Annotated in this window: 21 protein-coding genes and 1 riboswitch; of the genes, 9 read left to right on the forward strand and 12 right to left on the reverse strand. The window is 70.2% G+C overall.

Annotated features, from left to right (window positions below):
- The 3 genes from BM066_RS23860 to BM066_RS23870 all read right to left on the reverse strand — a co-directional run.
- The coding region (locus BM066_RS23860) for a dihydroxy-acid dehydratase domain-containing protein (RefSeq protein WP_177218536.1) at positions 1 to 347 on the reverse strand (347 nt) is incomplete at its 3' end.
- Positions 348 to 905: 558 nt separating this feature from the next.
- Entirely contained in the window at positions 906 to 2,333 is a 1,428-nt protein-coding gene (locus BM066_RS23865; protein ID WP_218150941.1) for a family 43 glycosylhydrolase, read from the reverse strand.
- A 14-nt stretch (positions 2,334 to 2,347) separates the two neighbouring features.
- Positions 2,348 to 3,097 carry a FadR/GntR family transcriptional regulator gene (locus BM066_RS23870; protein WP_089930833.1) on the reverse strand — a complete coding sequence of 250 codons (750 nt, stop codon included), beginning with the start codon at positions 3,095 to 3,097 and terminating at the stop codon, positions 2,348 to 2,350.
- 320 nt (positions 3,098 to 3,417) lie between these two features.
- On the opposite strand from BM066_RS23870, the gene araD1 reads away from it, so the two are divergent.
- The 6 genes from araD1 (at position 3,418) to BM066_RS23900 (ending at position 9,391) form a co-directional block, all read left to right on the forward strand.
- Positions 3,418 to 4,413 carry an AraD1 family protein gene (araD1, locus tag BM066_RS23875; protein ID WP_089930835.1) on the forward strand — a complete coding sequence of 332 codons (996 nt, stop codon included), beginning with the start codon at positions 3,418 to 3,420 and terminating at the stop codon, positions 4,411 to 4,413.
- Entirely contained in the window at positions 4,410 to 5,336 is a 927-nt protein-coding gene (locus BM066_RS23880) for a Gfo/Idh/MocA family protein (protein ID WP_089930837.1), read from the forward strand. The genes araD1 and BM066_RS23880 overlap by 4 nt, the downstream gene beginning before the upstream one ends.
- Before the next feature lie 12 nt (positions 5,337 to 5,348).
- Complete coding sequence (locus BM066_RS23885; RefSeq protein ID WP_089930839.1) at positions 5,349 to 6,887, forward strand: aldehyde dehydrogenase (NADP(+)); 1,539 nt, start codon at positions 5,349 to 5,351, stop codon at positions 6,885 to 6,887.
- Between the two features lie 228 nt (positions 6,888 to 7,115).
- Positions 7,116 to 8,270: an aldose epimerase family protein gene (locus tag BM066_RS23890; protein WP_255367711.1), complete on the forward strand. Its 1,155-nt coding sequence runs from the start codon at positions 7,116 to 7,118 to the stop codon at positions 8,268 to 8,270.
- Between the two features lie 43 nt (positions 8,271 to 8,313).
- On the forward strand, positions 8,314 to 8,823 hold the full coding sequence (locus BM066_RS23895) for a GNAT family N-acetyltransferase (protein ID WP_089930842.1): 510 nt from the start codon (positions 8,314 to 8,316) through the stop codon (positions 8,821 to 8,823).
- A 172-nt stretch (positions 8,824 to 8,995) separates the two neighbouring features.
- The gene (locus tag BM066_RS23900) at positions 8,996 to 9,391 is read left to right on the forward strand and encodes an Ohr family peroxiredoxin (protein WP_089930845.1); all 396 of its coding nucleotides are present in this window, start codon (positions 8,996 to 8,998) and stop codon (positions 9,389 to 9,391) included.
- A gap of 49 nt (positions 9,392 to 9,440) precedes the next feature.
- Here the strand turns inward: BM066_RS23900 and BM066_RS23905 are convergent, their stop codons facing one another.
- Genes BM066_RS23905 through BM066_RS23925 form a run of 5 tightly spaced genes read right to left on the reverse strand, consistent with a single transcriptional unit; the run spans position 9,441 to position 11,319 of the window.
- The gene (locus BM066_RS23905; protein ID WP_089930847.1) at positions 9,441 to 9,854 is read right to left on the reverse strand and encodes a DUF1801 domain-containing protein; all 414 of its coding nucleotides are present in this window, start codon (positions 9,852 to 9,854) and stop codon (positions 9,441 to 9,443) included.
- Positions 9,855 to 9,879: 25 nt separating this feature from the next.
- Positions 9,880 to 10,299: a DUF1801 domain-containing protein gene (locus BM066_RS23910; RefSeq protein WP_218150942.1), complete on the reverse strand. Its 420-nt coding sequence runs from the start codon at positions 10,297 to 10,299 to the stop codon at positions 9,880 to 9,882.
- Positions 10,300 to 10,309: 10 nt separating this feature from the next.
- Positions 10,310 to 10,531, reverse strand: coding sequence for a hypothetical protein (locus BM066_RS23915; protein WP_089930851.1), 222 nt, complete (start codon positions 10,529 to 10,531; stop codon positions 10,310 to 10,312).
- 36 nt (positions 10,532 to 10,567) lie between these two features.
- On the reverse strand, positions 10,568 to 10,999 hold the full coding sequence (locus BM066_RS23920) for an SRPBCC family protein (RefSeq protein WP_089930853.1): 432 nt from the start codon (positions 10,997 to 10,999) through the stop codon (positions 10,568 to 10,570).
- Positions 10,996 to 11,319 carry an ArsR/SmtB family transcription factor gene (locus BM066_RS23925; RefSeq protein WP_089930855.1) on the reverse strand — a complete coding sequence of 108 codons (324 nt, stop codon included), beginning with the start codon at positions 11,317 to 11,319 and terminating at the stop codon, positions 10,996 to 10,998. Before BM066_RS23925 ends, BM066_RS23920 begins: the two co-directional genes overlap by 4 nt.
- Before the next feature lie 143 nt (positions 11,320 to 11,462).
- Here BM066_RS23925 and BM066_RS23930 point away from each other — a divergent pair, with 143 nt between their 5' ends.
- Entirely contained in the window at positions 11,463 to 13,040 is a 1,578-nt protein-coding gene (locus tag BM066_RS23930) for an aldehyde dehydrogenase (NADP(+)) (RefSeq protein ID WP_089930858.1), read from the forward strand.
- Positions 13,041 to 13,196: 156 nt separating this feature from the next.
- Here BM066_RS23930 and BM066_RS23935 read toward each other — a convergent pair whose 3' ends face one another.
- From BM066_RS23935 to BM066_RS23950, 4 genes are all read right to left on the reverse strand, one after another.
- A complete protein-coding gene (locus BM066_RS23935) occupies positions 13,197 to 16,781 on the reverse strand; it encodes a hydantoinase B/oxoprolinase family protein (RefSeq protein ID WP_089930860.1) in 3,585 nt (1,194 codons plus the stop codon).
- A gap of 58 nt (positions 16,782 to 16,839) precedes the next feature.
- Positions 16,840 to 17,409 carry a TMEM165/GDT1 family protein gene (locus BM066_RS23940; RefSeq protein ID WP_089930862.1) on the reverse strand — a complete coding sequence of 190 codons (570 nt, stop codon included), beginning with the start codon at positions 17,407 to 17,409 and terminating at the stop codon, positions 16,840 to 16,842.
- A gap of 61 nt (positions 17,410 to 17,470) precedes the next feature.
- A riboswitch (yybP-ykoY riboswitch) is annotated at positions 17,471 to 17,604 on the reverse strand.
- A gap of 70 nt (positions 17,605 to 17,674) precedes the next feature.
- Complete coding sequence (locus tag BM066_RS23945) at positions 17,675 to 18,412, reverse strand: DUF2793 domain-containing protein (RefSeq protein ID WP_089930864.1); 738 nt, start codon at positions 18,410 to 18,412, stop codon at positions 17,675 to 17,677.
- 90 nt (positions 18,413 to 18,502) lie between these two features.
- Positions 18,503 to 19,510 carry an NAD(P)H-dependent flavin oxidoreductase gene (locus tag BM066_RS23950; RefSeq protein WP_089930867.1) on the reverse strand — a complete coding sequence of 336 codons (1,008 nt, stop codon included), beginning with the start codon at positions 19,508 to 19,510 and terminating at the stop codon, positions 18,503 to 18,505.
- Between the two features lie 220 nt (positions 19,511 to 19,730).
- On the opposite strand from BM066_RS23950, the gene BM066_RS23955 reads away from it, so the two are divergent.
- A complete protein-coding gene (locus tag BM066_RS23955) occupies positions 19,731 to 21,140 on the forward strand; it encodes a methylmalonyl-CoA mutase family protein (RefSeq protein ID WP_089930876.1) in 1,410 nt (469 codons plus the stop codon).
- Positions 21,137 to 23,290: a methylmalonyl-CoA mutase gene (gene scpA, locus BM066_RS23960; protein ID WP_089930869.1), complete on the forward strand. Its 2,154-nt coding sequence runs from the start codon at positions 21,137 to 21,139 to the stop codon at positions 23,288 to 23,290. The genes BM066_RS23955 and scpA overlap by 4 nt, the downstream gene beginning before the upstream one ends.
- The last annotated feature ends 605 nt before the right edge of the window (positions 23,291 to 23,895 follow it).

The raw sequence follows: 23,895 nt of genomic DNA on the forward strand, positions 1-23,895 counted from the left end.
AGGGTCTCCACCAGGCCCAGGTAGGACAGGTTGCGGTCCAGGCCCGCGGTCGGCCGCTTGCCGGTCTCCTGGATCGGGTGGACCGGGAACTCCAGGGCGATGCCGCCGGCCGTGCGGATGCCTTCACGGATCCGCTCGGCCAGCACCAGGTGGTGGCGGTTGCACGGCGACAGGTCGCTGCCGGTCTGGGCGATGCCGATGATCGGCTTGCCCGACTGCAGCTCCTCCAGCGACAGCCCAAAGTTCAGGTAGCGCTCCAGATACAGCGCCGTCATGTCCGCGTTGTCGGGATTGTCAAACCAGGCGCGCGAACGAAGGGCGCGGGGCGGGACGGCGGCAGAGCTCATGACAGTCCTTGATAAGGCGGCCCTCGATGGGAGAAGGGGCCTTGGGTCGGCGACGGCGGGAAGGCTTGGCGGGACATCGTGAGGATTGTCCGCCACCCGGGCGGAGCGATCGACATCCCGTTCGTTTCACCCCTGTTCATTTGTCTGACTATACCGCTCCCGATGCGGCGTCAACGTGAGAGCTGCGCCGCTCGACAAGCGCGGCAAGCCGTGTTTTCCGATTGAACGCACTAGCAAATCGTTCGCCCGCAGTTGTCGGACGAAAGATCAAGCAGGAAGCGCCGATGGACTCGAAAAATTCCCTCGTCACCGGCCAATTCCGCACCCTGCGCCGGACCTTTACTGGCCGCGTCAGTCGCCGCGCCCTGGTTTCCGGGGATTGCGCGAAGCGCTGATTCCCTCGCTTCCGCCGCCCGGCGCCCGCCCCGCCCATGGGCCGGAACAGCTGGGCCGGATCCGGCGGCCACGACCCAGCCGACCCATGACGCGGCGCCGGCGGTGAACCGGCGCGGCGCCGACCGGTGACGGCGCGCCTTTCTCCCCCGGGGAAAGGCTGGCTCAGCTGACCAGGAACGTCGCGCTGGCCCGGCCGGCGGCGTCCTCGACCGGCCCGACCACGACCGCGCCGTCGCGGTGGCGCAGATAGCCCCCGCCCGGCGCCAGGGCGACGAACGAGACTCCCCGGCCGTCCGCCAGCCCGCGCACCCGACGAAAGCCGCTGCGCGCGGGATCGTCGGCCGCGCCGCCCAGCACGACCTCGCCGCCCGGCGACGCGTGCAACACCTGGCCGGGTTTCAGGATCGGCTCCAGGACCACCGCTTCGGCCGACCCGGGCTTCTGGCGGAACTGGGTGGTCGCCAAGGCGCCCTCGCCGACCGCCAACCGCGTCCCGTCCAGACGCAGATAGGCGCCCGGCCGGTCCAGCGGCGTGTACCGGTCGGGGATCTCGCCGGCCCCGACCGGTACGCCAAAGTCCGGCGTCCCGTCTGGACCATAATAGAGCCGCTGCACCCGCGTGTGCCGGTTCGGATCGAACAGCGGGTCGCCCTGGATGGTCTTGTAGTCGCGGCCGTGGAAGACCAGCACGTCGCGGCCCTGCTCGTCGACGGTGAACGAATTGTGCCCCGGTCCGTAGACGCCGGTCTCTTCCGACGAGACAAAGACTGGGGTCTGGGACTTGCTCCAGGCGCCGGGCGACATCAGGTCGGCGCTGGTGTCGGCGGTCAGCAGGCCCAGACAGTAGCGCGCGTCCGTGGCGCTGGCGGAATAGGCGACGAACAGGCGGCCGTTGCGGGCCAGGACGGCCGGGGCCTCGTTGACCTTGTAGCCCTCGATCTCCCACGGCAGGGTCGGCGTGCTCAAGCGCACCGGCGGCCGGGCCAGGGTCAGCGGAGTGGCCAGCGGGGCCAGGTAGAGGTTGCTGTTGGTCTGGATCCCCGGCTCCTGCTGGGCCCAGCACAGATAGCGCACGCCGTGATGGCTGAAGACGGTGGAATCCAGGGTGAAGGTGTCCCACGGCGTCTGGAGCTGGCCCAGCACCTCCCAGCGGCCGGTCAGGGCGTCGCGGTCCCGGCAGCGCAGGACGTAGGTGCGGATGTGGAACGGCTCGCCCGCGTCGCCGGCCGCGAAATACATGTGCCAGCGCCCGTCGATCTGGTGCAGCTCCGGCGCCCAGATGTAGCCGCCGAGCTTGCCTTGGCCGGGCCGCCGCCAGATCACCGCCTCCGGCGCGGTCGCCAGGCCGGCCAGCGTCCGCGCGCGGCGCAGGACCAGCCGGTCATATTCGGGGACCGAGGCGGTCATGTAGTAGTCGCCGTCGTCGTGGCGGAACACCTGGGCGTCGGCCCGCTGTCGCACCAGCGGGTTGCGCGCCACAGGGGCGGGACCTTTGGCCCCGGCCTCGACCGGCGCGGAGACGCCGCCCAGCACAGCCGCGCCGGCGCCGGCCATCACAGCGCGCCGCGACGGCGGGAAATCGAAACTCATCGCGGGTCTCCGGCTCAGTCCTTCGGGTCGATCGCCGCCCGGGTGTCTTCCAGGGCCAGGCCGACCAGCTTCTCCATCGCCTGCCGCGCCTGATCCGGCCGGGCGGCGGCGATGGCGTCGAACACCTTCCAGTGGTCGGGCATCGGGTCGCGCGGCAGTTCACGCTTGCGCTGCTTGAAGATCGTGGTCCAGCGCACCGCCGCGCCGATGCTGCTGCTGAGAGTGAACAGCGGCGCGTTGCCGGTAGCCTCCAGCACGGTGTCGTGGAAGTCGCGGTCGGCGGCCTGACCGGCCTCGGTGGCCAGGGTCTGGCTCTCCATCTGGATCAGCGCCTTGCGCATGCGCTCCAGCTGGCCGTCGTCGCGGCGCTCGGCGGCCAGGGCGGCGGCGGCCGGCTCGACGATCATCCGCAGTTCGTACAGGCCCTTGAGGAATTCCTCGCTGGGCTCGGATTCAAAGAACCAGGCCAGGACTTCGGGGTCCAGCAGGCTCCAGCGATGGCGGTCGGTCACCCGGGTGCCGGTCTTGGGCCGGCTCTCGACCAGGCCCTTGGCGGCCAGGATGCGGATGGCCTCGCGATAGGCGCTGCGCGAGACCTGAAGCTGCTCGCTGGAATCGATCTCGTTGTTGAGGATGTCGCCCGGCGCGTACTGGCCCGAGACGATGGCCACGCCCAGAGTGCGGGCGATCGAGCCGTGGATCCGGCTGCCGGCCAGCCCCTCCCGCGCGAACTCTCCGTCGCCGGCCTTGTTCTTCTTCCGCACGCGCGCCTCGCTCCCTGCCCGTCGACGGGCGGATTCCCGACCATCCGCCGATCCGGCGCAGGACGACACTAACGAGACAGTTCATGCGCCGACAAGGGATTTCGCGGCCGGCCGCCGATCCCATGGCCAAAATCCAGGTTCAAAAGTACGATGATTGCCAAACCCCGGCGCGGCGTGGGTTTGCGCCGGTTCCCGTGCTATCACAGCGTCCAGCCTCGCGAGACCGCCGTCGCGAACCCGTCGATCCGGGTTTGACACCGTCCGGCAGATCGCTATTTGTCTGACTAAATAGCCAAACCCGCTGGGAGGTAGCGACAGCCATGGTGCTGCGGTTCGTGCAACTGAAGGAACGGGGCGGGACGCGAATTCTCGCGGCGGTCAACGATTCGGGCCTGGCCCGCAAGGTCGAGGTGGCCGACACCCTGCTGGCCCTGGCGCAAGCCGCCTTGACGGCCGGCGCCACCCTGGCCGAGGCCGCCCAGGCTCATCCGCTCGGCGCCGAGGTCGACATCGCCGCCGCCCTGGCCGAGGGCCGGGTGCTGGCCCCGATCGACCATCCCGATCCCGCCCACCTGGTGCTGACAGGCACCGGCCTGACCCATCTGGGCTCGGCCGAGGGCCGCGACAAGATGCACAAGGCCGCCCAGGCCGGCGAGCAGCTGACCGATTCCATGCGGATGTTCCTGATGGGCGTCGAGGGCGGCAAGCCCGCCGACGGCCAGGTCGGGGCCCAGCCGGAGTGGTTCTACAAGGGCGACGGCTCGCACGTCGTCGGCCATGGCGCGCCCCTGACCTCGCCCGCCTTCGCCAAGGACGGCGGCGAGGAGCCCGAGATCGCCGGCGTCTATCTGATCGGCCCGGACGGAACGCCCCATCGCCTGGGCTTCTGCCTGGCCAACGAGTTCTCGGACCATGTGATCGAGCGCGGCAACTATCTGTGGCTGGCCCACTCCAAACTGCGCCAGGCGGCCCTGGGCCCCGAACTGCTGACCGGCCCGCTGCCCGCCGACGTGCGCGGCGCCAGCAAGATCCTGCGCGATGGCCAGGTGGTCTGGGAAAAGCCCTTCTTGTCGGGCGAGGCGAACATGTCCCACACGATCGCCAACCTCGAGCACCACCACTTCAAGTACGACATCTTCCGCAAGCCGGGCGACGTGCATGTGCACTTCTTCGGCACGGCCACCCTGTCGTTCTCGGAGGGCTTCCAGACGAAGGTCGGCGACGTGTTCGAGATCGGCGCCGCGCCGTTCCTCTATTCGGTCAGCAATCCCCTGGCGCAAGCCGAGGACAAGCCCGTGACGGTGCGCAGCCTGTGAGCAAGATCCGCCTCGCCCTGGTCGGCCTGGGCAAGATCGCCCGCGACCAGCACCTGCCCGCCATCGCCGCCGACGACCGCTTCGAGCTGGTCGCCGTAGTCAGCCGCAACGCCGATCTCGACGGCGTGGCCCACTTCACGACCCTGGCCGACCTACTGGCCAGCGACGTGGCGGTCGACGCTGTGTCGCTGTGCACCCCGCCCCAGCCGCGCCACGCCCTGGCCCACCTGGCCCTGGCGGCCGGCAAGCACGTGATGCTGGAAAAGCCGCCCGGGGCGACGCTGAGCGAGGTCGAGGACCTGCGCCTGACCGCCGCCGCCCGCGGCTTGACCCTGCAGACCACCTGGCACTCGCGCTACGCCCAGGGCGTGGCGCCGGCCCGCGCCTGGCTGGCCGACAAGACCATCAAGGCCGTGCGCATCGACTGGCGCGAGGACGTCCGCGTCTGGCATCCGGGCCAGACCTGGATCTGGGAGGCCGGCGGCCTGGGCGTGTTCGATCCCGGCATCAACGCCCTGTCGATCGCCACCGCCATCCTGCCCCGGCCGTTCTTCCTGACCGGCGCCGTGCTGCACGTGCCCGAGAACTGCCAGTCGCCGATCCAGGCCGAGCTGGACTTCGTCGACGCGGCCGGCGCGCCGGTTCGTGCCGAGTTCGACTTCCTGCAGACGGGCCCGCAAAGCTGGGACATCGCCGTTGAAACCGACGCCGGCGTGTTGAAGCTGTCGCACGGCGGCGCCAAGCTGTTCATCGACGGCGATCTGCTCCATGAGGGGCCGGACGCCGAATACGCCGGTCTCTACGACGCCTTCGCGGGTCTGGTGGCCGGCTCCGCCAGCGACGTCGACGTCAGCCCGCTGCGTCACGTCGCCGACGCCTTCCTGCTGGGCCGGCGAGTCGTCGCCCCAGCCTTCATCGAGTAGAGAAAGATCACCATGGCCGAAGCCGCCGTCAAAGCTGCCTTGCGGGCCCTCAACCCCGCCACCAACGAACACTTCGGTCCCAGCTTCCCGGAGCCCAGCGCCGCCCAGATCGAGGCGGCCTGCGCCGCCGCGGCCGCCGCGTTCGACACCTATCGCGAGACCGACCTCGAGACCCGCGCGGCCTTCCTCGAGGCGATCGCCGCCGAGATCGAGGCGCTGGGCGACGAGCTGATCCAGACCGCCATGGCCGAGACCGGCCTGCCCCAGGCCCGCATCACCGGCGAGCGCGGCCGCACCACCGGCCAACTGCGGCTGTTCGCCCAGGTCGTGCGGCGCGGCGACTGGATCGGCGCGCGAATCGACCCGGCCATGCCCGAGCGCACGCCCCTGCCCCGCGCCGATCTGCGCCAGCGCTTCATCCCGCTGGGTCCGGTCGTGGTGTTCGGCGCCAGCAACTTCCCCCTGGCCTTCTCGACGGGCGGCGGCGACACCGCCTCGGCCCTGGCGGCCGGCTGCCCGGTGATCGTCAAAGGCCACTCGGCTCACCCCAACACCGGCGCGATGATCGGCGGCGCGATCGACAAGGCGGTCAAGGCCGCCGGCCTACCGGCCGGGGTCTTCGCCCTGCTGATCGGCCAGCAGCGCACCCTGGGCGCCGGCCTGGTCGCCGATCCGCGCATCAAGGCCGTGGGCTTCACCGGCTCGCGGGCCGGCGGCGTGGCCTTCATGCGGATCGCCGCCGAACGTCGCGAGCCGATTCCGGTCTTCGCCGAGATGAGCAGCATCAACCCCGTGGTGCTGATGCCCGCCGCCCTGGCCGCCCGGGCCGAGGCCCTGGGAACCGCCTTCATCGGCTCACTGACCATGGGCGCGGGCCAGTTCTGCACCAATCCCGGCCTGGTCTTCGCTCTGGACGGTCCCGACCTCGACCGCTTCGAGGCCGCCGCGACCGCCGCCCTGACCGCCGCCCAGCCGCAGGTCATGCTGACCCCGGGCATCTTCGGCGCCTATGAGCAGGGCGTGAACCAGCTGCTCGACCGCGACGGCGTCAAGCTGCTGGCCCGCGGCTGCGTCGGCGACGGCGTCAACCAGGCGGTCGGCGCGCTGTTCAGCGTCGATGCCGAGACCTTCCAGCGCGACGCGGTGCTGAGCCACGAGGTGTTCGGCTCGTCGTCGCTGATCGTGCGGGTCAAGGACGCCGGCCAGCTGGCCGAGGTGCTGGAAGGGCTGGAGGGCCAGCTGACCGCCACCCTGCAGATGGATCCGGCCGACGCCGAGGCCGCCCGGCCCCTGCTGCCGATCCTGGAGCGCAAGGCCGGCCGCATCCTGGCCAACGGCTGGCCGACCGGCGTGGAGGTCTCCAACGCCATGGTCCACGGCGGCCCGTTCCCGGCGACGTCCGACCCGCGCGGCACCTCGGTCGGCACCCGCGCCATCGAGCGCTTCCTGCGCCCTGTCTGCTACCAGGACATCCCCGACACCCTGCTGCCGGCCGCGCTGAAGGCCGACAACCCGCTGGGCGTGCGGCGGGCCATTGACGGGGTGCTGTAGACCTCGTCCGAAAATGGGGACAGGCGCATGCGCCTGTCCCCGCCTGTCCGACGCCCGAGAGTCCTCGTCCTGGCCCCTTGGCCGGCCCTGATCGCGGCGTTCCGACCGCGCCCCTGAAGGGCGCCCCTGCTTTCCGTCCAGCTTCGATTGCACCGGCCGTATTTGTCGGACTATATGACTGCCAAGCGCCATCAGAGCCGCTCCCGACCCATTGGAACGAGGAACCCCATGAAGATTTCAGGCCGCAAACTGACCGGCGTCCTCCTGGCCGCCACCGCCATCGCGCTTCCGGCGGGAGCCTTCGCGGCCGACTACGCCCGCGCCCCGTTCGGCAAGACGCCCGACGGCGTCGCGGTCGAGGCCATCACCCTGACCAACGGCAAGGGCGTCAGCGCCACGGTGATCACCTACGGCGCCACCCTGCAGTCGCTGATCGCGCCCGGCCGCGACGGGACCAAGGCCGACATCGCCCTGGGCTTCAAGGACGCCGAAACCTACGCCAAGAACGCCAGCTATTTCGGATCCTCGGTCGGCCGGTTCGCCAACCGCATCGGCAAGGGCAAGTTCACCCTGGACGGCAAGACCTACCAGCTGGCGCTGAACAACAACGGCGTCGCCGCCCTGCACGGCGGGGTCAAGGGCTTCGACAAGCAGGTCTGGAAGGTGAGCGACGTCAAGCGCGGCCCGGTCGCCTCGGTCACCTTCACCTATGTCAGCCCAGACGGCGAGGAGGGCTATCCCGGAACCCTGACCGCGACGGCCACCTACGCCCTGGACGAAGCCAACCAGCTGACGATCACCTATGGCGCCACCACCGACAAGCCGACCATCGTCAACCTGACCAACCACGCCCTGTTCAACCTCGCCGGCGAAGGTTCGGCCGACGGGGCGATGGGCAATGTCCTGACCCTGGCCTCGGACGGCTATACGCCGGTCGACGCCGAGCTGATCCCGACCGGCGCGATCACGCCGGTGGCCGGCACGCCGTTCGACTTCCGCAAGCCCCATGTGGTGGCCGAGCGCCTCCGCGACGCCCGCGACCCGCAGATCGTCATCGGCCGCGGCTACGACCACAACATGGTGCTGACCGGCAAGGCCGGCGGCGCTCCACGCCTGGCCGCGCGCCTGGCCGACCCCAAGAGCGGCCGGGTGCTGGAGATCCTCAGCGACCAGCCCGGCATCCAGCTCTACACTGGCAACTTCATCGACGGCACTACGGTGAGCAAGAGCGGCAAGATCTATCGCCAGGGCGACGGCATCGCCCTGGAGCCGCAACACTTCCCCGACGCCCCCAACAAGCCGGCCTTCGCGCCGGTGCGGCTGGATCCGGGCCAGAAGTACAGCAACGTCATGGTGTTCAAGCTGACGACCGACAAGAAGTAGCCCGGCCTTGCCGGGCGGCGGAGAAGTCTGCTTCCATCAGCGCATGGCGACAGACTTCTCCATCCGCCCCGTCCGAACCGCCGGCGACCTGGCGGCGGTGGCCGCGCTGTTCCAGGACTATGTCGCCACCCTGGACGTCGACCTGGGTTACCAGGACTTCAGCCATGAACTGGCCGGCCTGCCCGGCAAGTACGCGCCGCCCGGGGGCGAACTGCTGCTGGCGCGCGACGCCGCCGGCCAGCCGCTGGGCTGCGCGGCCCTGCGCCCGATCCCGCCCGACGGCTGCTGCGAGATGAAGCGCCTCTATCTCCTGCCGGCCGCGCGGGGCCTGGGCCTGGGCAAGGCCATGACCGAGGCGGTGATCCAGGCGGCGCGGGCCCTCGGCTATGACGAACTGCGGCTGGACACCCTGCCCAGCATGACCACCGCCATGCGGCTCTACGAGGCCCTCGGCTTCGAACGCACCGGCCCCTATTACGCGCCGACGCCGGACGGCACGGTGTTCATGCGGCTAAGGCTGCGACCTTCGGAAGAGACGCGGGACGGATCCTAGGCGTGCGGTTTCAGGCTTGAACCGCGCGGCGCTGGAATCGCGTCCGAGTCGCCACACGAAATAAATCGTATCCGATTTAATCGGACACGTTGACACCGGGAATGGGCGCGACTAATTACATCGCATCCGATTGAAGCGTACACGATCAACATCACACCGAAGGAATTTCCCCATGACCGCCAAGGTCCTCTTCACCGGCAAGACCCACATCACGGCCGGTCGCGATGGCGCGGCGCGCAGCGCCGACGGCTTCCTGGACGTCAAGCTGGCCCAGCCCCACCCGGCCGCCGAGAACCTGTTCGGGGCCGCCTGGTCGGCCTGCTACATCGGCGCGATACAGCTGGCCGCCGGCCAGCAAAAGGTGACGCTTCCGGTGGAGCCCTCGGTCGACGCCGAGATCGACCTGGTCAACGAGGCCGGCGCCTTCTTCCTGCGCGCCCGTCTCGACGTCAGCCTGCCGGGCGTCGACCGCGAGGTGGCGCAACGGCTGATCGAAGCCGCGCACGGGATCTGCCCCTATTCCAAGGCGGTCCACGGCAATATCGACGTCACCACCACCCTGGCCTGACGGAGGCGGCTCGGGCCCGCCGCGCGATCGGTGGGCCCGAACGCTCTCTTCAGGCGCGCGTCTTCGACGCCTTTCGCGTCGAGGCGTTCAGCGCCACCGTAGCGTGGATCAGCGCCTTGAACGCCGCCTCGTTGATCGCCTCGCCCTGGCGGAAATCGATGGCCCGCCGTGTGGCGCCCTCCAGGCTGGAGTTGAACAGGCCCAAGGGATCCTCCAGCGACGCGCCCTTGGGGAAGGTCGTCTTGACGGCGGCCTTGTAGGTCTCACCTGTGCACAGGATGCCGTCGTGCGACCACACCGGGATGCCCCACTTCCACTCCTCGACCACCTCCGGGTCGGCCTCGTGGATCAGCTTGCGGATCCTGGCCAGCGTCTGGCCGCGCCAGTCGTCCAGCGCCGCGATCGCCTTGTCGATCAGCTCGGAAGGCGGCCCTTCCGGCGTTCCGCCCATCTTCTTCTTCATGGTTTTGGCGCCTCGTACTGGCGGCTCACATGCGTTCGCCGGGCAATTGGCTGGCCTGCTTCACCCAGTCCGTGAACCGGGCCTCGTCGATCGCCTCGTCCTCGTGGATGTGGACATAGCGCGCATCCTTCTGCTTGGAGCCGACCGGCGGCAAGGGATCGAGCGCCGCGCCGCGGAAGAAGGCCACCTTGACGTACTTCGCGTAGCAATGGACGGCGAGGAACCAGGTCTTCTCCTCGACGCCATAGAACGGCGAGTTCCACTTGACCGCCTTGCGCACGCCGGGAACGGCGGCCTCGATCAGCGTGTCGAGCCTGCGCCCGACCGCGCTCTTCCAGCCGGGCATGGCCGCGATATAAGCCTGGACCGGGGCGTCGCCATGGCCCTTGGCGATCTGCGGATTGCCGCCCGACAGCAGCTCCGGCTCGGACGCCTGCTCGGCCATGGCGGTTCTCCTATCCTCCCGCGCCTCGTCCGCTCCGCCCCCTGAGGACATGGGGCAGCACGAACATGTACAGGCCGCTGACCAGGAGCAAGATCAGCGGGACCAGGGCGAACATCCCGACCCACGCCGGCGGCTGGCCCCGCGTCATCACGATCATGTAGCCGACGACGCCGGCGGTGAAGAGGATCGACAGCCAGCGATGGGTCTGGCGGATGAGGGCGTTGAAGTTCACGGGAACTCTCCTTTGAAGTCGGGCCGGGCGGTGCGGCTAGTCCAGCCGGTCCAGCAGCTGGTCCAGGTTGCCAAGGAACGCCTTCCAGCCGGCGTGGGCGCCGCCGTAGGCCTGCTTCTGGTCGGGATGGAAACCGGCCTGCTCGACGCGCAGGTGCGTGCCCGTGGCCGTCGGGGTCAGGGTGAAGGTCACCACGCTCCGCAGCGCGTAGGCCGGGTCCGGGTGCTCGTGGTTCCAGGTGTAGGACAGGGTCTTGTTCGGCTCTACGGCCAGGACCTCGCAGTCCAGAACCCCGCCCCACTCGCCGCGCAACTGGAAGCCGTGGCCCACCTGGGGCTTGAAGTCGTTCTTCATCAGCCACTCCTCCATCAGGTGCGGCTGGGTCAGGGCGCGCCAGAGCTTTTCGGGGGGATGCGCGATGTCGCGTTCGACGACGACGGAACGCGTTTGCGTCGTGATGCTGGTCATTGGTCCATCCTGTTGAGCAGGTCTTCGAGATTGTCGAACCGGGTCTCCCAGAACCCGGCCATGCGGCTTGTCCAGTCGACCAACGGGGCCAGGGCGTTGACCTGGGCGCTGTAGTGCGTCTGTCGGCCCTCATGGCGGTCGCTGACCAGGCCGGCCTGCTTCAGCACCCCCAGGTGCTTGGAGACCGCCGGCTGCGAAACCCCCGCCAGAGCCGTCAGGGCCCCGACCGTCTGCTCGCCGTCCCGGCACAGCCGCTCGAAGATCCCACGTCGGGTGGGATCGGCGAGCGTCCTGAAAAGCAAGTCGTGAGCGTCGGTCATGGAAACTTATAACCCGTTGGCTATGAATTACTCATAACTGACGAGTTATGGATTTGTCAAGCGGGCCCGCACCGCTTGACGTTCATGGGAGCGGTATCATTTATGACCACGCAACGAACGAACACGACACGAGGGACCGCGCCATGACCATCACCGGTGAACTTCTGATCGACGGCGGCGCCCGCCGCGGGACCGGCGGCGCGATCCACGCGCTCGATCCCGGCACCGGCGATGCGCTGGACGTGACCTTCGGCGGCGCGACCAAGGCTGACCTCGACGAGGCCTGCGCCCTGGCGGCGGCCGCCTTTGGCCCCTACCGCGCCACCTCGCCCGAGCAGCGCGCCGTGTTCCTGGAAACCGTGGCCGCCAGGATCGAGGCGATCGGCGACGCCCTGATCGTCCGCGCCATGGCCGAGACCGGCCTGCCCCGCGCCCGCCTCGAAGGCGAGCGCGGCCGCACCATGGGCCAGCTGAAGATGTTCGCCGGCGTGCTGCGCGACGGCGGCTGGCTGGAAGCCCGCATCGACCCGGCCCAGCCGGACCGCAAGCCCCTGCCCCGCGTCGACCTGCGTCTGCGCAACGTGCCGCTGGGTCCCGTGGCCGTGTTCGGCGCGTCGAATTTCCCGCTGGCCTTCTCGGTGGCCGGCGGCGACACCGCCTCGGCCCTGGCGGCCGGCTGTCCCGTGGTGGTCAAGGCCCACCCGGCCCATCCCGGCACGTCGGAACTGGTCGGCCGCGCCGTCCAGGACGCGGTCAAGGCCTGCGGCCTGCCGTCGGGCGTCTTCGCCCTGCTGCACGATGCGGGCATCGAGATCTCGCAAGGCCTGGTCGCCGACGCCCGCATCAAGGCCGCCGGCTTCACCGGCTCGCGCCGCGCCGGCCTGGCCCTGACGGCCATCGCCCAGGGCCGTCCCGAGCCGATCCCGTTCTATGCCGAGATGAGCAGCATCAACCCGGTCCTGCTGCTGCCCGCCGCCCTGAAGGCGCGCGGCCCGGCCATCGCTCCCGACTTCGTCGCCGCCTTGACGCAGGGCGCGGGCCAGTTCTGCACCAATCCCGGCCTGATCCTGGGCATCGACGGTCCCGAGCTGGACGCCTTCCTGGCGACCACCGCCGAGGTCGTCGCCAAGGCCCCCGCCGCCCTGATGCTGACCCCTGGCATCTGCAAGGCCTATAGCGGCGGCGTCCACGCCCTGGAGACCACAGACGGCGTCACCAAGGTCGCCCATGGCCAGGACGGCGGCCACGGCCACGGCCGCGCGGCCCTGTTTTCGGTGACCGCCGACACTTTCCTGGCCACGCCGCACCTGCAGGACGAGGTGTTCGGCGCCGCCTCTCTGGTGGTCCGCGCCAAGGACCTGGCCCAGCTGACCCAGGTGCTGGCCGCCCTGGAAGGCCAGCTGACCATCGCCGTGCACATGGACGAGGCCGACACCGACCTGGCCCGCGCCCTCCTGCCGACCCTGGAGCTGAAGGCCGGTCGGGTGCTGGTCAACGGCTTCGGCACCGGCGTCGAAGTGGGCCACGCCATGGTCCACGGCGGCCCGTTCCCGTCGACCTCGGACAGCCGCTCGACCTCGGTCGGCTCGCTGGCGATCTTCCGCTTCCTGCGTCCGGTCAGCTACCAGAACCTGCCGGCCGCCCTGCTGCCGGCGGAGCTGCAGGACGCCAACCCGCTGGGCATCGCGCGGCGGGTCGATGGGAAGGTTGTGCTGGGCTAAGAACCGGTTATCTCCCGGTCCTTCCCCTGTGGGGAGGTGTCGGCGAAGCCGACGGTGGGGGGAGCGTTCGGCAGATGGACGCGCCTAGGATCGACGATCCAACAACTCCCCCCCACCGGCCTTCGGCCGCCCCCCCCCACAAGAGGAGGATCTAGACTAGGCCGCGCCATAACCCCCGCCGCCCGGCGTCTCGATCACGATCGAATCCCCCGCCGCGACCTCCACGGCGTCCGTCGCCCCCAGCGCCTGCACCTGGCCGTCCGCCCGCTCGACCCGCGCCGCGCCCAGCATCCCAACCTGCCCCCCGTAAAGCCCGAACGGCGCCACCCGTCGCCGGTTGGACAGCAACGTCGCCGTCATCGGCTCGCGGAAGCCGATCCGCCGCACCACGCCGTCGCCGCCGCGATGCGCCCCCGCGCCGCCTGAGCCCCGGCGGATCGAAAACGCCTCGACCAGCACCGGATAGCGGCTCTCCAACACCTCCGGATCGGTCAGGCGGCTGTTGGTCATGTGGGTCTGGACCGCGTCGGCGCCGTCGAAATCGGGGCCCGCCCCGGCCCCGCCGCAGATGGTCTCGTAGTACTGTCGCCGGTCGTCGCCGAAGGTGAAGTTGTTCATCGTGCCCTGGGCCGCGGCCATCACGCCCAGCGCGCCATAGAGGCTGTCAACCACGACCTGGCTGGTCTCGACATTGCCGGCCACCACGGCGGCCGGATAGCGCGGCCGCAGCATCGAGCCTTCGGGAATCACCAGCTCGACCGGCCGCAGGCAGCCGTCGTTCATCGGGATCTCATCGTCGACCAGGGTGCGGAACACATAGAGCGCCGCCGCCCGGCAGATCGAGGCCGGGGCGTTGAAATTGGTCGGAACCTGGTCGCTGGTGCCGGTGAAGTCGACACGGGCGGTGCGGGCCGCGCGGTCGACGGTAATCGCCACCTTCACCACGCTGCCGTCGTCCAATTCGTAGGCGAACGCCCCGTCCGACAAGGTCGCCAGCACCCGCCGCACGGCCTCCTCGGCGTTGTCCTGCACGTGAGCCATATAGGCCTCGACCACGGCCTGGCCGAACTCAGCCACCAGGCCGGTCAGGCTCTCGGCCCCGCGCGCGCAGGCGGCGACCTGGGCCTTGAGGTCGCCGATGTTCTGGTCGGGATTGCGGGCTGGCCACTTACCCGAAGCCAGCAGGGCCCGGACCTGCGCCTCGCGGAACCGCCCGCCCTCGACCAGCAGGAAGTTCTCGATCAGCACCCCCTCCTCTTCGACCGTGCGGCTGTTCGGCGGCATCGAGCCCGGGGTGATCCCGCCGATGTCGCCCTGGTGGCCGCGCGCGGCGACGTAGAAGGTCAGAACCCCGGCCGCGTCGAACACCGGCATGACCACGGTCACGTCCGGCAGGTGGGTGCCGCCGTTGTAGGGGGCGTTGAGCATGTAGACGTCGCCGGGCAGGAGCCCCCGGCCGTCGTGCAGCCGACCGTCGCGGATCGCCCGCACGCTGTCGCCCATCGAGCCCAGGTGCACGGGCATGTGCGGGGCGTTGGCGATCAGGTTCCCGTCGCGGTCGAACAGCGCGCAGGAGAAGTCCAGCCGCTCCTTGATGTTGACCGAATAGGCGGTGTTCTGCAGGGCGAAGCCCATCTCCTCGGCCACGGCCATGAACAGGTTGTTGAACACCTCCAGCATCACCGGATCGGCCGCCGTGCCGGCCGCCTGGCGTTTGGGCAACGCGGCGACCCGGTCGAGGATCAGGTTCAGATGGCGGTCGACCGTGGCCCGCCAGCCGGGCTCGATCACCGTGGTGCCGGTGTCCTCGCGGACGATGGCCGGGCCGGCCACCTCGCCGCCGATCGGCAGGGCGGCGCGGTCGAAGACCGGCGCGGCGCGCTCGGCGCCGGCCATGCGGACGGTCAGGACGGCCAGGGGCTCGGGTTTCGACTCCGCGCCAGACCCCAGATCCGGCGCCTCGCCGGCGTCGGCGTGGCCGATGGCTTCCACGGCCAGGGCCTCGACCACCAGCGCCGTGCCCGGCGAGACGAAGCCGAACCGCCGCTGGTGCAGGGCCTCGAACGCCTCGCGCACCGCCGCCGCGTCGCCCAGCGGCACGCGCAGCGGGGTGTCGGTCCCGGCGTACTTGACCAGCAGGCTGGCGATCGTCTCGACACGGAGCAGCGGCGCGTCCTGGGCTCGCAGCGCGGCCTCCGCCTCGCCCGCCAAGGCGGCGGCCTGGAGGGCGAGGTCGTCGGCAGCCTGCGCCAGCGGCCGCTCCACCGTCGCCTCGCGCAGGGTCCGCAGGTCGGCCAAGCCCATGCCGTAGGCGCTGAGCACCCCTGCGAACGGGTGAATCATCACCTCGGTCATGCCCAGGGCGTCGGCCACCAGGCAGGCGTGTTGGCCGCCCGCGCCACCGAAACAGGCCAGGACGTAGCGGGTGACGTCGTAGCCGCGCTGGATCGAGATCTGCCGAACGGCCTTGGCCATGTTCTCGACGGCGATGGTCACGAAGCCCTCGGCGACCTCCTCCGGCGTCATGACCTTGCCGGTGGCGGCGAGGATCTCGGCGGCCAGGGCCTCGAACCTGGCCACCACCACGTCGCGATCCAGCGGCTGATCGGCGTTCGGGCCGAACACCGCGGGGAAGAAGTCCGGCGACAGCTTGCCCAGCATGACGTTGCAGTCGGTCACCGTCAGCGGCCCGCCGCGCCGGTAGCAGGCCGGACCGGGATTGGCCCCGGCCGAGGCCGGTCCCACCCGGAACCGCGCCCCATCGAAGCTGCAGATCGACCCGCCGCCGGCCGCCACGGTGTGGATGTTCATCATCGGGGCGCGCATCCGCACGCCGGCCACGACCGTCTCATAGGCCCGCTCATACTCGCCTGCGAAGTGGCAGACGTCGGTCGAGGTGCCGCCCATGTCGAAGCCGATCACCCGCGCGAACCCCGCCTGGGCCGCTGTCCTGGCCATGCCGACCACGCCCCCGGCCGGGCCGGACAGGATGGCGTCCTTGCCCCGGAAGGCGTGAGCGTCGGTCAGGCCGCCGTTCGACTGCATGAACAGAAGGCGCGTCTCACGACCCAACGCGCTCGCCACCTTGTCGACATAGCGGCGCAGGATCGGCGACAGGTAGGCGTCGACCACCGTGGTGTCGCCTCGCCCGACCAGCTTCATCAGCGGGCTGACCTCGTGGCTGACCGAGACCTGGGTGAAGCCGATCTCGCGGGCGATCGCCGCGACCCGCGCCTCGTGGTCGGTGAAGCGGAAGCCGTGCAGCAGCACGACGGCCACGGCCCGGAAGCCGGCGTCGAAGGCGGCTTGCAGGCCGGCGCGGGCCGCCGCCTCGTCGAGCGGGCGTAGCACCGCGCCCTCGACGCCGATCCGCTCGTCGATCTCGACCACGTGGGCGTAGAGCGCCTCGGGCTTGACGATGTGGCGGTCGAACAGCCTGGGCCGAGCCTGGTAGCCGATGCGCAGGGCGTCGGCGTGGCCCCGGGTGATCGCCAGCACGGTGGGCTCGCCCGCCCGCTCGAGCAGGGCGTTGGTGGCCACGGTGGTGCCCATCTTGACCGCGTCGATGGCGCCTTCGTCGCCGAGCAAGCCCCGCACGCCGGCCACGGCCGCATCGTCGTACTGCTCGGGATTTTCCGACAGCAGCTTGTGGGTCAGCAGGGTCCCGTCCGGCCGCCGCGCGACGATGTCGGTGAAGGTGCCGCCGCGGTCGATCCAGAACTCCCAACCGCGGTCGGTCATCAATGTCCCCTCTTGCCGGGAACTCTTTTGGCGTCGCCGGCCCCCGGCATCAAGGGCGTCAGGCGCGGAAAGCCTCGCCCCCCGCCCAGATCCCCAAACCCAGGAAGATCAGCGCCGCGCCCAGGCGGACATATTTCAACGGCACGACCTTGGTCGCCGCTTCGCCCAGGTACACGGCGGGAATGTTGGCGGCCATCATGCCCAGGGTGGTGCCGGCCGCGACCCAGAGCACGTCGTGGAAGCGCGCCCCCAGGGCCACCGTGGCGATCTGGGTCTTATCGCCCATCTCGACCAGGAAGAAGGCGATGGCGGTGCTCAGGAACACGCCGTAGCGGCTCGCGCCGCCGGGCATGTCGTCATCGGCCTTGTCGGGGATCAGGGCCCAGGCGGCCATGGCGACGAACGAGACGGCGATGGCCCATTTGAACCAGGGGCCGTCGAACAGGCCCGAGACCAGCGAGCCGGCCAGGGCCGCCAGGGCGTGGTTGGCCAGGGTGGCGACCAGTATGCCCAGGATGATCGGCACGGGCTTCTTGAAGCGGGTGGCCAGGATGATGGCCAAGAGCTGGGTCTTGTCGCCGATCTCGGCGATGGCCACCACGAGGACCGAAACGAGCAGGGATTCCATGGATCAAACACCGTCCGGGCCGAGCGCACGCCAATAGCGTCGGAGACCCCGCCCAGCCCGGAACGGAAACCGACGCCATTGGTCTCGCCGCGGAAGCTGACAGCTTCCTTCGCCCGCGCCATGCCTGGAAAGGCAAGTGTGTTGACAGCGGGCCCCGCTGATCGGCGCGGGCGGCTACTCCCCAAAGGTGGCGGGTGAGTAGCGGGGTTGATGGGCGGGGTCAAGGCGCGGTTGGGGACAGGCGCATGCGCCTGTCCCCGTCCAGCTACACCGCCGCCGGCGGATCGAATCGCATCGCGTGGATCGACACCCGCACCTTGCCGCCGGTGAAGCTGCCGCCGGCCGCCGTGAGCACTACCGGCGTGTCGGCGTAATAGGCCGTCGGGCCGATCACCCCGACATTGCTGGCGTTCTTGGCCACGCCCAGCGAGGAGCCGAACTTGCCCGCCTCGCCAGCCACGCCGCAGCTGTAGGAGCTGGCTCCGGTGATCGCCACGCTGGTGCGGGTCGAGACGCCCAGCACGACGGCCCGGCTGGGAATCGCCACCGTGGTGGCCACCGACGCGCCCGACAGAGTCACCTCCTGCTCGAGGATCTCGAAGCGGGTGGCGGCGAAGAACGGCGAGCGGGCGGCCGTCAGGTTCTTGAAGGTCGAGGACAGCGGGGTCCAGTTCTGGCCGTCGTGGATCAGGGCCAGGCCCTCGTCGATGATCCAGGCCAGCCAGCCGGCCGACGGGGTCAGGGTCTCCCAGACGCCGTCGACGTGGCGGGCGAGCAGGCCGGCGGCCTTGTCGAACCACGAGGCGCCGGTCGCCCCGGTCGGCAGGATGTGCATCGCCCCGTCGGCGGGCGAGGTCGGCTGGGCGGCGACCGTGCGGCTCTGCACCGCCAGCTGGACCAGGCCGTCCAGCTTGCCGAGGGCTTCGTTGACGGTGATGTGCTTCTGGGCCTGGCCGGCCGCCACGAAGGGCAGCGACAGGCGGGGCGTGGCGTCGTTGGACATGGGAGCTCCTGGAGGGTTTCAACGCCTCCAGTGTCGCCCCGCCGCGAGTCCCGGAGGACCGACCGCCGTGGATCCCCCGTCCGTCCCCGCCTATTGAGCGGCGAAAGCCAGGCGGGCGCCCGATGTCAGCATGGTCTTGGCCGCCAGCTCCGCCTTGGCGTCCTCGTACTGCTCCGCGAACTTGGCGATCAGTTCGCCGGCCGACAGCACCGCGTCGATGGCCCCGACGCCCTGGCCCGAACCCCAGATATCGCGCCAGGCCTTGGCCTCCTGGTTGCCGCCCGAGCCGAAGTTCATGGCCGACGGGTCGCTGACCGGCAGGTTCTCGGGATCCAGCCCCGCCCGGACGATCGACTGGCGCAGGTAGTTGCCGTGCACGCCGGTGAACAGGTTCGAATAGACGATGTCGTTGGCCCGGGCCTCGACGATGGTGTCCTTGTAGCCCTGGGGGGCGTTGGCTTCCTTGGTCGCGATGAAGGCCGAGCCGACATAGGCCAGATCCGCGCCCATGGCCTGGGCGGCCAGGATCGAACGGCCCGAGGCGATCGAGCCCGACAGCGCCACCGGCCCGTCGAACCACTGGCGGATCTCCTGGACCAGGGCGAACGGCGACAGTGTTCCGGCGTGGCCGCCGGCCCCGGCCGCCACCGGGATAAGGCCGTCGGCGCCCTTCTCGATGGCCTTGTGGGCGTGCTTGTCGTTGATCACGTCGTGCAGGGTGATCCCGCCGTAGCCGTGGATCGCGCCGTTCAGGTCCTCGCGCGCGCCCAGCGAGGTGATCACCACCGGGACCTTGTATTTGACGCAGAGGGCCACATCCTCCTCGAGCCGGTTGTTGCTCTTGTGGACGATCTGGTTGACCGCGAACGGGGCCGAGGGGGCGTCGGGATTGGCCTTGTCGTGGGCCGCCAGTTCCTCGGTGATCCGGGCCAGCCACTCGTCCAGCTGCGAGATCGGCCGCGCGTTCAGGGCCGGGAACGATCCGACCACCCCGGCCTTGCATTGGGCGATGACCAGGTCGGGATTGCTGATGATGAACAGCGGAGACGCGATGACGGGCAGGCGCAGGCGGTCGCGCAGGATCGGCGGCAAGGCCATGAGGGACGTCTCCTTTGGGGCGACCGCTCCGGGCCGCTCATGTAAACAGCGTTAGCTTAAACGCGCGTTCGCACCATGCGCAAGCGCTTGACCTAGCCCAGGGCACAGGCGCATCTGCTGGCCAAAACAAGAAAATGCTGCGGTGCAGGAGACAAACGTCGTGAATCACCCGCCCACCCGGCTGGCCGAGGATTTTGGCGCCCCGGATCGCGCGAAATGGATGGCCCTGGTCGAGAAGGCCCTGAAGGGCCAGGCCTTCGACGACGCCCTGGTCACCCAGACCCCCGACGGCGTCGCCATCCGGCCGCTCTACACGGCCGAGGACGGCGTGACGGTGGCGCGCGACCTGCGGGTCCGCGACGCCGACCGCCCCTGGGACCTGCGCATGCGCGCCGCCCATCCCGATCCCCGCCAAGCCGCCGCCGAGATCATGAAGGACCTGGAGGGCGGCGCGGCCTCGGCGCTGCTGGCCCTCGACCCCGCCGGCCAGACCGGCGTCGCCGTCGGTTCGCTGCAGGACCTGGCCCAGGCGCTGAACGGCGTGCTGCTGGACTTGGCCCCCGTCGCCCTGGACGCCGGCTTCCTGGGCCCCAAGGCCGCCGACTGGCTGGGCGCCCTGGCCAAGGCCGCGCCCAACGCGCCCCTGGCCTTCCACATGGACCCGCTGACCGCCTTCACCCAGGCCGGCGCCAGCCCGGGTCCGATCGAGAGCCACCTGATCTCGGCCGCGACGGTCGGGGCCCGGCTGTCCCAGACCTACGCCAAGGCCAGGCTGATGCTGGCCACGGGCCGCGCGGCGCACGAGGCCGGCGGCTCCAACACCGAGGAACTGGCGGTGGCGGCCGCCTGCGCCCTGGCCTACGCCAAGGCCCTGGTCCGCGCCGGCCTGTCGATGGAGGAGGCGTTCTCGCGCATCGTTCTGGGCGTCAGCCTCGACGCCGAATATTTCACCGGAGTCGCCAAGGTCCGCGCCGCCCGGGCCGTGTGGGCGCGGATCACCGAGGCCTGCGGCGTCTCGATCCCCGCCATGATCGAGGCCCGCTCGTCGCAGCGGATGCTGACCCGGGCCGACGCCTGGACCAACCTGCTGCGCCTGACCTCGGCGGGCTTCGCCGGCGCGGTCGGCGGGGCGGACGCCATTGTGCTGGGCGCCTTCACCGACGCCATCGGCCTGCCCACCGCCTTCGGCCGCCGCCAGGCCCGCAACACCCAGCTGGTCCTGATGGAGGAAAGCCACCTGGGCCGCGTCGCCGACCCGGCCGGCGGGTCCTGGTACCTGGACAGCCTGACCGACCAGCTGGCCCGCGCCGCCTGGGGCGGCTTCCAGGCCATCGAGGCGGCCGGCGGGATCGTCAAGGCGCTGGAGAGCGGTCTGGTCGCCGACAGGGTCGCCGCCACACGCGCGGCGCAGGAGGCCGCCTTCGCCGACAAGAGCCGCAAGATTCTGGGCGTCACCGCCTTCCCCAACGCCGACGACAAGCCGGTCGAGGTCGCCACGCCCAGGGCCGCCGACTTCGCCGTCGATCCGCCCAGCACGCGCCTGCCCGGACCGGATTCCCGCTGCCCGCCCCTGGCGCCCATGCGCTTCGCGGCCGCCTTCGAGGGAGCCCAAATGGGGGTTAAGCCATGAGCAAGTTCCCCGATTTCACCGCCGTGACCTTTGAGGCCGGGACTACCGCGCCCGCCCAGGACGGCAAGGTCTGGGCCACGCCCGAAGGCGTCGACGTGCCGCCGGCCTTCACCGCCGACGACACGGCCGGCCTGGACTTCACCGGCGGCTATCCCGGCCTCGCGCCGTTCGTGCGCGGCCCCTACCCGACCATGTACGTGACCAATCCCTGGACGGTGCGGCAGTACGCGGGCTTCTCGACCGCTGAGGACAGCAACGCTTTTTACCGGCGCAACCTGGCCGCTGGCCAAATGGGCTTGTCGGTGGCCTTCGACCTGGCCACCCACCGCGGCTATGACAGCGACCACGAGCGAGTGAAGGGCGACGTCGGCATGGCGGGCGTCGCCATCGACTCGATCCTGGACATGCGCACGCTGTTTTCCGGCATCCCGCTCGACAAGATGAGCGTCTCGATGACCATGAACGGCGCGGTGCTGCCGATCCTGGCGCTCTACATCGTCGCGGCCGAGGAGCAGGGCGTGTCGCCCGACAAGCTGTCGGGGACCATCCAGAACGACATCCTCAAGGAGTTCATGGTCCGGAATACGTACATCTATCCGCCCGGCCCCTCGATGCGGATCATCTCGGACATCTTCGCCTTCACCTCGGAGAAGATGCCCAAGTTCAACTCGATCTCGATCAGCGGCTACCACATGCAGGAGGCCGGGGCCTCGGCCGACCTGGAGCTGGCCTACACCCTGGCCGACGGCGTCGAGTACGCCCGGGCCGGCGTCGCGGCCGGCATGAGCATCGACACCTTCGCCCCGCGCCTGTCGTTCTTCTGGGCGATCGGCATGAACTACTTCATGGAGGTGGCCAAACTTCGAGCCGCTCGTTTGCTGTGGGCCCGGCTGATGAAGCGCGAGTTCGATCCCAAGGACGACCGCTCGCTGTCCCTGCGCACCCACAGCCAGACCTCGGGCTGGTCGCTGGCCGCCCAGGACGTGTTCAACAACGTCGCCCGCACCTGCGTCGAGGCCATGGCGGCCGTCAACGGCCAGACCCAGAGCCTGCACACCAACAGCCTGGACGAGGCCCTGGCCCTGCCCACCGACTTCTCGGCCCGGATCAGCCGCAACACCCAGCTGTTCCTGCAGATGGAGAGCGGTACGACCCGCGTCGCCGACCCGTGGGGCGGCAGCTACTATGTCGAGAAGCTGACCCACGACCTGGCGGTCCGGGCCCTGGCCCATATCGAGGAGGTCGAGGCCCTGGGCGGCATGGCCAAGGCCATCGAGCAGGGCCTGCCCAAGCTGCGCATCGAGGAGTCGGCCGCCAAGACCCAGGCCCGCATCGACAGCGGCAAGCAGAGCGTGGTCGGCGTCAACCGCTACCGGCCCGAGGTCGCCGACGACATTCCGGTGCTGAAGGTCGACAACACCTCGGTGCGCAACCAGCAGCTGGAGAAGCTGGCCCGGTTGAAGGCCGAGCGCGACCCGGCCCGGACGGCGGCGGCGCTGAAGGCGCTGGAGGACGGCGCGCGGGGGACCGGCAACCTGCTGGCCCTGGCGGTCGACGCGGCCCGCGCCCACGCCACGGTCGGCGAGATCAGCCTGGCCATGGAGAACGTCTTCGGCCGCCACCGCGCCACCATCCAGTCGATCCAGGGGGTCTACATGAAGGAAGCCGGCGCCGATCCCGCCGCCGCCCGGGCCAAGGCCATGGTCGAGGCCTTCGAGCAGGCCGACGGCCGCCGCCCGCGCATCCTGGTGGCCAAGATGGGCCAGGACGGCCACGACCGCGGCCAGAAGGTGATCGCCACCGCCTTCGCCGACCTGGGCTTCGACGTCGACATCGGCCCGCTGTTCCAGACCCCGGCCGAGGCGGCCAAGCAGGCGGTCGAGAACGACGTCCACATCGTCGGGGCCAGCTCCCTGGCGGCCGGCCACCTGACCCTGGCCCCCGAGCTGAAGGCCGAACTGGCCCGGCAGGGACGGCCGGACATCATGATGGTGGTCGGCGGCGTGATCCCGCCCCAGGACTTCCAGGCCCTGCGCGACGCCGGCGCCGCGGCGATCTTCCCGCCCGGCACGGTGATCGCCGAGGCGGTGATCGAGCTGCTGGACAAGCTGAACAAGCAGCTGGGCTATACGCAGGGCGAGGCGGCGTAGGGTCGAGGGGGCCGGCGGCTCGCCCACTTCCCCCCCTACGGATCGCTTCGCGATCGTCTTCCCCCAAAAGGGGGAAGAGCCTTGGGGCTGAGGCTCCGCCCCCTCGCCGCGACAGACCGCGAAGCGGTCAGGTGGGGGCAAGTAGCAGCCGACACGATCTCTCGCCCTCACGCGATCTCTCGCTGAGCGGATGGGGAGGGTTGCGAAGCGCCCGGGCCTCGCCCGGAAGAGCTTTGATGTTGTGTACCGTTTCGACGAAGACGAGCGCTTCGCGTGGAGCCGTTATCCGGAAGCCTTCGGATCGCGGATTTTTAACCCGCTCCGATGGAGGCCCCCGACGGGCGGAAGGTTGACGACCCTTCCGGACCGCCTGGGCGATTTCAGTCCAGGCCTGCCGCGTCCGCCGATCCTTCGCCGCCAGGGCTTCGTCCCGTGTTGCAGGGAACCCGACCTGGACCGCCGCGAAGCGTCACTCAAGACCACCGGCGAGCGCTTCCCGCTCGTCCACCCCCGAAAGCCGCATCGGTCGCCGTACGTGCGCCCTCCCCATGCCTTCAGGTGAGAGCAGTATGAGGTCGGTTTGAAGGGGTGGGGACAGATTGGGG

Origin of the sequence: Caulobacter sp. UNC279MFTsu5.1 (genome assembly GCF_900114015.1) — a bacterium.
GTDB lineage: Bacteria > Pseudomonadota > Alphaproteobacteria > Caulobacterales > Caulobacteraceae > Caulobacter.